The organism is Streptococcus sp. GMD1S (genome assembly GCF_000296875.1).
Lineage (GTDB): Bacteria > Bacillota > Bacilli > Lactobacillales > Streptococcaceae > Streptococcus.
In genome coordinates this window covers 1-599 of the sequence record NZ_AJQY01000277.1, presented here as the reverse complement: position 1 = coordinate 599, position 599 = coordinate 1, and the positions used below count along the sequence as shown (strand labels likewise).

2 protein-coding genes are annotated in these 599 nt (G+C 40.2%); both read left to right on the top strand.

Features of this window, described 5'->3' with window-relative positions; translation table 11 throughout:
* Positions 1–230: GntR family transcriptional regulator (locus GMD1S_RS08780; protein WP_000496349.1), on the top strand; the 230-nt coding region annotated here is incomplete at its 5' end.
* Between the two features lie 136 nt (positions 231–366).
* Positions 367–599, top strand: a 233-nt coding sequence (locus GMD1S_RS08775) for a peptidase U32 family protein (protein WP_000169050.1), incomplete at its 3' end; no start/stop codon positions are given.

Genomic DNA, 599 nt, shown 5'->3' with positions numbered 1-599 from the left:
GTCATTTCTTCCATACCTTGCAGCAACATGGCTATCGGATTGGCAAATCCCAACAGACCATTTATGCGAGATTGGCTAAGGAAAAAATTGCTCACTATCTAGAAGTTGAAAAAGGGCATGCCATTTTAGCCTTGACTCAGGTCTCTTATCTTGAAGATGGGACGGCTTTCGAGTATGTAAAGAGTCAATACGTGGGCGAACGCTTTGAATTTTATCTTGAAAATAACTAGTCTAGAAAGGCTAGTTTTTTGTTTTAGAAAAGATTAGAATTGTCAAAACAATCTGTCTAGGCTTGATTTTATCCATTATTTACTATAAAATGAGAAGGAAAAACGTCAAACTTTTATATTGCAAATAGGAGAAAAAATGACAAAAACATTAAAACGTCCTGAGGTTTTATCACCTGCAGGGACTTTAGAGAAGCTGAAAGTAGCTGTTCAATATGGTGCGGACGCAGTCTTCATCGGCGGACAGGCCTATGGTCTTCGTAGCCGTGCAGGAAACTTCACCTTTGAACAGATGGAAGAAGGCGTGCAGTTTGCTGCTAAGTACGGTGCCAAGGTCTATGTGGCTGCTAACATGGTTATGCACGAAGGAAA